Annotated in this window: 7 protein-coding genes and 1 rRNA gene; 2 read left to right on the forward strand and 6 right to left on the reverse strand. The window is 74.6% G+C overall.

What is annotated here, in order from left to right; genetic code table 11:
• Positions 1 to 21 precede the first annotated feature (21 nt).
• The 5 genes from BUE37_RS13605 to BUE37_RS13625 are packed head-to-tail and all read right to left on the reverse strand — an operon-like array spanning position 22 to position 5,223.
• A complete protein-coding gene (locus BUE37_RS13605) occupies positions 22 to 1,734 on the reverse strand; it encodes a ribonuclease J (RefSeq protein WP_073420617.1) in 1,713 nt (570 codons plus the stop codon).
• Positions 1,731 to 2,627, reverse strand: coding sequence for a 4-hydroxy-tetrahydrodipicolinate synthase (gene dapA, locus BUE37_RS13610; RefSeq protein ID WP_073420618.1), 897 nt, complete (start codon positions 2,625 to 2,627; stop codon positions 1,731 to 1,733). Before dapA ends, BUE37_RS13605 begins: the two co-directional genes overlap by 4 nt.
• A 10-nt stretch (positions 2,628 to 2,637) precedes the next feature.
• Positions 2,638 to 3,162: a dihydrofolate reductase gene (locus BUE37_RS13615; RefSeq protein ID WP_073420619.1), complete on the reverse strand. Its 525-nt coding sequence runs from the start codon at positions 3,160 to 3,162 to the stop codon at positions 2,638 to 2,640.
• A gap of 1 nt (position 3,163) precedes the next feature.
• Positions 3,164 to 3,979 (reverse strand): thymidylate synthase, encoded by an 816-nt coding sequence (locus BUE37_RS13620; protein ID WP_073420620.1) that lies wholly within the window; start codon positions 3,977 to 3,979, stop codon positions 3,164 to 3,166.
• An 11-nt stretch (positions 3,980 to 3,990) separates the two neighbouring features.
• Positions 3,991 to 5,223, reverse strand: a complete 1,233-nt coding sequence (locus BUE37_RS13625; RefSeq protein ID WP_073420621.1) for a winged helix-turn-helix domain-containing protein — start codon at positions 5,221 to 5,223, stop codon at positions 3,991 to 3,993.
• Positions 5,224 to 5,285: 62 nt separating this feature from the next.
• On the opposite strand from BUE37_RS13625, the gene BUE37_RS13630 reads away from it, so the two are divergent.
• Both BUE37_RS13630 and BUE37_RS13635 read left to right on the forward strand, forming a co-directional pair.
• On the forward strand, positions 5,286 to 5,852 hold the full coding sequence (locus tag BUE37_RS13630; RefSeq protein WP_083628624.1) for a GNAT family N-acetyltransferase: 567 nt from the start codon (positions 5,286 to 5,288) through the stop codon (positions 5,850 to 5,852).
• On the forward strand, positions 5,849 to 6,511 hold the full coding sequence (locus BUE37_RS13635; RefSeq protein WP_073420622.1) for a DUF2461 domain-containing protein: 663 nt from the start codon (positions 5,849 to 5,851) through the stop codon (positions 6,509 to 6,511). The genes BUE37_RS13630 and BUE37_RS13635 overlap by 4 nt, the downstream gene beginning before the upstream one ends.
• A gap of 103 nt (positions 6,512 to 6,614) precedes the next feature.
• On the opposite strand, the gene rrf is transcribed toward BUE37_RS13635, so the two are convergent.
• Positions 6,615 to 6,689: ribosomal RNA gene (rrf, locus tag BUE37_RS24985) — 5S ribosomal RNA — on the reverse strand; the annotation flags it as partial.

A 6,689-nucleotide genomic window follows, 5' to 3' on the forward strand; every position in this document is an offset into this window, starting at 1 on the left:
GTTCAGCCCCGGCCGCCGGCGTCAGACCTCGAGGACGGTCGGGATGATCATCGGCCGGCGCCGGTACCGGTCGCTGACCCACTTGCCCACGGTGCGGCGGATGACCTGCGAGAGCCGGTGGGCGTCGCGCTGGCCGTCGGAGAGCTCGCGCGTGAGGTTGTCCTCGACCAGGCGCAGCACCTCGTCGAACGCCTTCGGGTCGTCGGAGAAGCCGCGGGTGGACAGGTGCACCGGCCGCACGATGGTGCCGGTGGAGGGCTCGACGACGACGGTGAGCGCGACGAAGCCCTCGTCGCCGAGGATGCGCCGCTCCTGCAGCGACTCCTCGCCGACGTCGCCGACGTTGAGCCCGTCGACGTAGACGTTGCCCACCGGCACCGACCCGGTGATGGAGGCCTTGCCGTCGACGAGGTCGACCACCACGCCGTCCTCGGCGAGCAGCACCCGGTCGGCCGGCATGCCGGTCTGCTCGGCCAGCGCCGCGTGCGCCCGCAGGTGCCGCCACTCGCCGTGCACGGGCATGAGGTAGCGGGGCTTGGCCACGTTGAGCAGCGTGCGCAGCTCGCCGGCCGGGGCGTGCCCGGAGACGTGCACCATCGCCGTCTCCTTGTGCACGACGGTGGCGCCGAGCCGCGCGAGGCCGTTGATCACCTTGTAGACGGCGGTCTCGTTGCCGGGCACGAGCGAGGACGCCAGCACGATCGTGTCGCCGGCCTCGATGGTGACCTGCGAGTGCTCGCCGCGGGCCATGCGGCCCAGCGCCGACAGCGGCTCGCCCTGCGACCCGGTGCTCACCAGCACCACCTGCTCCGGCGGCATGCTCGTGGCCTCGTCGAGGCTGACCATGAGGCCCGGCGCGACGCGCAGCAGGCCGAGGTCGCGGGCGACGCCCATGTTGCGGACCATCGAGCGCCCGACGAAGGCGCACTTGCGCCCGTGCGCCTCGGCGGCGTCGAGCACCTGCTGGATGCGGTGCACGTGGCTGGCGAAGCTGGAGACGATCAGCCGCTGGGTGGCGCGGCGGAAGACGTCCTCCAGCACCGGGCCGATGTTGCGCTCGGGAACGACGAAGCCCGGCACCTCGGCGTTGGTGGAGTCGGCCAGCAGCAGGTCGATGCCCTCGAGCCCGAGCCGGGCGAAGGCGCCGAGGTCGGTGAGCACGCCGTCGAGGGGCAGCTGGTCCATCTTGAAGTCGCCGGTGTGCACCAGGACGCCGGCGGGGGTGTGCACGGCGACGGCGAGGGCGTCCGGGATCGAGTGGTTAACCGAGACGAACTCGCAGTGGAACGGCCCGGCGACGTGGTCGTCGCCGGCGGCCACCTGGACCAGCGTCGGCTCCAGCCGGTGCTCCCGCAGCTTCGCCGCGACCAGCGCCAGGGTGAACCGGGAGCCGACCAGCGGGATGTCGCCGCGCAGCCGCAGCAGGTAGGGGATGGCGCCGATGTGGTCCTCGTGCCCGTGGGTGAGCACGACGGCCTCGACGTCGTCGAGGCGGTGCTCGATGACGCCGAAGTCGGGGAGGATCAGGTCGATGCCGGGCTGCTCGGCCTCGGGGAACAGCACGCCGCAGTCGATGACCAGCAGCTTGCCGTCGAACTCGAGCACCGCCATGTTGCGGCCGATCTCGCCCAGCCCGCCGAGGGCGATGACGCGCAGGCCGCCGGCCGGCAGCGGCGGCGGGGCCTTCAGGTCGAGGTGCGGCTGGGTGGCCTGTCCGGCCGAGCTGACGGTCACAGGGGGACGCCTCCGGAGGCGAGGTCGGCGCGCAGCTGCGCGATCTGCTCGGGCGTGGCGTCGACCATCGGCGGGCGCACGGGGCCCGCGGGCAGCCCGAGCTCGCGCAGTGCGGCCTTCACCATGATGACGCCCTGGGTGCGGAAGATGCCGGTGTAGACCGGCAGGAGGGCCTCGTTGACCTCGCGCGCCTTCACGAGGTCGCCGGCCTCGACGGCGGCGATGAGCTCGGCCAGGCGCGGGCCGACGAGGTGCCCGACGACGCTGACCACGCCGACGGCGCCGAGGGCCAGCAGCGGCAGGTTGAGCATGTCCTCGCCGGAGTAGTAGGCGAGGTCGGTGCGGGCGAGGGTCCAGGCGACGGCGCCGAGGTCGGCCTTGGCGTCCTTCACCGCGACGATCCGCGGGTGCTCGGCGGCGCGGACCAGCGTCTCGACCTCGATGGGGACCACCGAGCGCGGCGGGATGTCGTAGAGCATCACCGGCAGGTCGGTGGAGTCGGCGACCGAGGTGAAGTGCCGCAGCAGGCCGGCCTGGGGCGGCTTGTTGTAGTACGGCGTCACGACCAGCAGGCCGTGCGCGCCCAGCCGCTCGGCGTCGCGCGCCCGGTCGATGCTGTGCGCGGTGTCGTTGGTGCCCACCCCGGCGACGACGACGGCGCGGTCGCCCACCGCGTCGAGGACGGCCTCGAGGACGGCGCGGCTCTCGGCGTCGCTGACCGTCGGCGCCTCCCCCGTCGTCCCGAGGACGACCAGGCCGTCGTGGGCGCCCCGGTCGACGAGGTGGGCGGCCAGCTCCTGGGCCCCGGCGAGGTCGATCGAGCCGTCCTCGGCGAACGGGGTGACCATCGCCGTGAGGACGCGCCCGAAGGGCCGGGCGGGGTCGGTGGTCATGCGGTCGAATCTACCGACCGCCGGGAACGGCGACCGTCCCGGCAGCGGGCGCCCGCTCGTACTCGCCGACCGCGTACCGCAGGCCCGACGACGAGGTGGCCCAGCCGTCCTCCGGCGTCCGGGCGACCCGCCGCCACTCCCCGCCGAGCGCGGGGGCGCGGGTGTCGCCGTCGACGGCGAGGTCGACGTCGGTGACCACCAGCCGGGCGGCGTGCGGCAGGAACGCCGCATAGACCTCCGCGCCGCCGATCACCCAGCAGTCGGGGGCGTCGGCGAGCACCTCCTCCGGGGAGCCGGCCCGCTCGGCGCCGTCGGCGGCCCAGGCCGGGTCGCGGGTGAGGACGACGTTGCGCCGCCCGGGCAGCGGCCGGTTGCGCTCGGGCAGCGACTCCCAGGTGCGCCGGCCCATGACGACGGTGGATCCGGTGGTCAGCCGCTTGAACAGCCGCAGGTCCTCGGGCAGGTGCCAGGGCAGCCGCCCGTCGGCGCCGATGACCCGGTCGCGCGCCTGCGCCCAGATCAGCGAGACCGGCACCTCAGACCGCGACGGCGGCGCGGATGGCCGGGTGCGGGTCGTACCCGTGCAGGACGAGGTCCTCGAAGCGGTGGTCGAACAGCGACGGCGCGGGCGCGATCTCCAGCGTCGGGAACGGCCGCACCTCGCGGGACAGCTGCTCGCGGACCTGCTCGACGTGGTTGCTGTACACGTGGCAGTCGCCGCCGACCCAGATGAAGTCGCCCGGCTCCAGCCCGACCTGCGCGGCGACCATGCGGGTCAGCAGCGCGTAGCTGGCGATGTTGAACGGGACGCCGAGGAACATGTCGGCGCTGCGCTGGTAGAGCTGGCAGGACAGCCGGCCGTCGTGGACGGCGAACTGGAACAGCGCGTGGCACGGGGCCAGCGCCATCTCCGGCAGCGCGGCCACGTTCCAGGCGGAGACCACCATGCGGCGGGAGTCGGGGTCCTTCCGCAACGTGTCGAGGACGCCCTGGATCTGGTCCACCGTGCCGCCGTCGGGCGTGGGCCACGAGCGCCACTGGACGCCGTAGACCGGCCCGAGCTCGCCGTCCGCGTCGGCCCACTCGTCCCAGATGCTGACGCCGTTGTCCTGCAGCCAGCGCACGTTGCCGTCGCCGCGCAGGAACCACAGCAGCTCGACGGCGACCGACCGCCAGTGCACCTTCTTCGTCGTGACGAGCGGGAACGACGTCGAGAGGTCGTAGCGCAGCCGCTCGCCGAAGGTGCTCACGGTGCCGGTGCCGGTGCGGTCGGACTTCGGCGTCCCGGTCTCCAGGATCCGCCGGAGCAGGTCCTCGTACTGGGTGTCGACTCCGGTGCTGCTGCTCCCCACGGCGGGCCAGCCTAGGCGACGACGGTGCGCCGGGCGGGCAGCACGGAGGTGAGGTCGGCCGCGAGGTCCCCGCGCCCGGCGACCGCGACGTCGTCGAGCTCCAGCCACGACGCCGCGAGACGCAGCTCGGCCGCGAGGGCGTCCGCCACCTCCGCGCGGTCGACGCCCTCCTCGGCGTGCACCGCCTGCACCCGCAGGACGCCGGCCTGCCGGTCGGCCTTGAGGTCGGCGCGGGCCACGAGGCGGTCGCCGAGCAGGAAGGGCAGCACGTAGTAGCCGTGCACCCGCTGGGCGGCCGGCGTGTAGATCTCCAGGCGGTAGCGGAAGCCGAAGATGCGCTCGACCCGCGGCCGCTCCCAGACGAGCGAGTCGAACGGCGACAGCAGCGCCCGCGCGCGGATCCACCGGGGCCGGCGGGCGGCGGGGTCGAGCCAGGCGGGGACGCCCCAGCCGGCGACCTCGACCGGCGCCAGCTCCCCGGCCTCCTCCAACTCCGCGATCGCCTGCCGCGCCTGGGCAGGCCGCAGCCGGAAGTAGTCGCGCAGGTCGCGTTCGGTGGCCACGCCAAGGGCGCGCGCGGCGGTGCGGACGAGCTCCCGGACGGCGTCGGCGGGCTCGGGCGTGGGCGCCTGCACGACGGCGGCGGGCAGCACCCGCTCGGTGAGGTCGTAGACCCGCTCGAACGACGTCGTGCGAGCCCGGGCGGTGAGCGCCCCGGTGTAGAAGAGCCACTCGAGCGCGACCTTGCCCGCGTGCCAGTTCCACATCTGCCCGGGCCGGTCGGGGCGCTGCTCGGCGAGGTCGCTGGCCTTGAGCGGGCCGCTCTCCCGCACCCGGTCGAGCACCTCGGCGACGTAGCCGGGCCGCTCGCGCTGGATGCGCACCATCGAGCCCCAGGCCTGCTCCTCGGCGGCCGCCATGCGCCAGCGCAGGTGGGGGTGCAGCCGCACCGGCAGGTAGGAGGCCTCGTGCGCCCAGAACTCGAACACCTCGTGCCGGCGGCCGAAGAAGTCGTCGAGCACCGGCCGCCGGTAACCGCCGAGCCGGCTGAAGTAGGGCAGGTAGTGCGAGCGGGAGACGACGTTCACCGAGTCGATCTGGACGACGCCCAGCCGCTCGGTGGTGCGCCGCAGCTGCCGGCTGTCGACGACGCCCGCCGGGCGCGGCTCGGCGAAGCCCTGGGCGGCCAGCGCGATGCGCCGGGCGAGCGCGGCGGGGAGCCGTTCGGCGGTCGGTGCGGGCACGGAGGGGATCCTGCCCCGCCCGTGTGACGGTCCGCGTCCCGGTGCCGACCTAGGCTGCCCGCGTGGAGCCCCGTCCCGTCTTCCCGCGCCTGACCGGCTCGGCGGAGGTGTCGGTGCGCCCGGCGCTCCCCTCCGACGCCGCCGACGTCGCCCGCGTCCAGGAGCTGGCCTGGCGATCGGCACCCGCCGGCGCGGTGCCCGGCGCGGTGCTCGAGTCCTGGGACGGCGCGGCTGTCGCGGCGTCCTGGGCGGCGGCGGTCACCGATCCGCCCTCACCGCGGCACGAGGTGCTGGTGGCGCTCGACGGCGACCAGGTGGTCGGCTTCGCCGCGGTGGCGCCCGCGGAGCCGCAGGACGACGGGCCGGTCACCGAGCTCGTCCTGGTCCTGGTGGAGCCGCGGTGGGGCCGCCGGGGTCACGGGAGCCGCCTGCTCGCCGCGGTCGCCGACCGGGCCACGGCGGCCGGTGCGGTGCGGCTGGTCGCCTGGCTGGCCGAGCTCGACACCGTGACGGCGGGGTTCCTCGAGTCGGCCGGCTGGGACCGTGACGGCTGGGTCCGCACGCTCGACACGGGGGCGGATCCCCTGCGCGAGGTCCGCTGGCACACGCTGCTGGGAGGCGGGGCATGACGTTCAACGGGTTCCCCGACGAGGGGCTCGTCTTCTACGAGGGCCTGGAGGCCGACAACTCCAAGACGTACTGGACCCGGTCGAAGGCCGTCTACGACTCGTGCGTGCGCGCTCCCGTCCAGGCCCTGGTGGACGCCCTCGCCCCGGAGTTCGGGCCGGCCAAGCTCTTCCGTCCGTACCGGGACGTGCGCTTCAGCCACGACAAGACCCCGTACAAGACCCACCAGGGCGCCGTCGCGGTGCCGGAGGGGCGCGGGGCGGGCGCCTGGTACGTGGAGATCTCCGCGGAGGGGTTGCGGGTGGCCGGCGGCGCGTGGCGCCTGGAGTCCGACCAGGTGGAGCGCTACCGCCGCGCGGTCGCCGACGACGTGCAGGGTCCGCGGCTGCGCGCCGAGGTGGACCGCCTCGCGGCCGGCGGGTGGGACGTGTCCGGCGACCGGCTCACGCGCGTGCCCAAGGGCTACGACGTCGACGACGGCCGCGCCGACCTGCTGCGCCACCGCTCGCTGCACGCCGGGCGGCTGTTCGAGTACGCGGACTGGTTGCACGGGCCCGACGCGCTCGAGCGCGTGCGCACCGCCTGGCGGGACCTCACCGCGCTGAACGCCTGGCTCGCCGACAACGTCGGGGCGACGACGAAGGAGATCCGCCGGCGCTGACAGTGCGCCGCCGCTCTCCGCACAACGCATTCCGTCACGGCGGCCTCCCGGAAATGCAGGAAGGGCCCCCACCGGGTGGTGGGGGCCCTTCCTGTGAAGAGTTGTCCGGCGGCGTCCTACTCTCCCACCCCGTCTCCAGGGCAGTACCATCGGCGCTGAGAGGCTTAGCTTCCGGGTT

This window comes from Geodermatophilus nigrescens (assembly GCF_900129495.1).
Classification (GTDB): domain Bacteria; phylum Actinomycetota; class Actinomycetes; order Mycobacteriales; family Geodermatophilaceae; genus Geodermatophilus; species Geodermatophilus nigrescens.

Bases quoted from the DNA above. Each gene is read 5' to 3' on its own strand.
- dapA (WP_073420618.1), bottom strand. From the start codon at position 2,627: ATGACCACCGACCCCGCCCGGCCCTTCGGGCGCGTCCTCACGGCGATG.
- BUE37_RS13635 (WP_073420622.1), top strand. From the start codon at position 5,849: ATGACGTTCAACGGGTTCCCCGACGAGGGGCTCGTCTTCTACGAGGGC.